Source organism: Paraburkholderia sp. SIMBA_030, assembly GCF_046535245.1.
Taxonomy (GTDB): domain Bacteria; phylum Pseudomonadota; class Gammaproteobacteria; order Burkholderiales; family Burkholderiaceae; genus Paraburkholderia.
The window spans coordinates 1-258 of record NZ_JAWRXB010000946.1; the positions used below are offsets into that span (position 1 = coordinate 1).

Genomic DNA, 258 nt, shown 5'->3' on the forward strand with positions numbered 1-258 from the left:
GCTGAATTTCTTGAGTTTTAGCAGCCAGTAACGGTTGATCACCGCGACTTTCGATATTCAATCTAATAAGTGGTTCGGTATTCGAGGCACGTAGATTGAAGCGCCAGTCACCAAAATTCAGACTTAAACCATCGAGTGTCGATTTAACTGGTTGCTCGTTGCTGAACTTGGCTTCGATAGCGCTGATAATAGCCGCTGCATCATGGGTTGTGAGACGAAAGTTTAGCTCGCCTGAGCTGGGATAGGCGGCAATATAGC

General features: G+C 46.5%; 1 pseudogene. It reads right to left on the reverse strand.

What is annotated here, in order from left to right:
• Positions 1 to 258 (reverse strand): annotated as a pseudogene (locus tag SB772_RS42810) (phosphomannomutase CpsG); the annotation flags it as partial.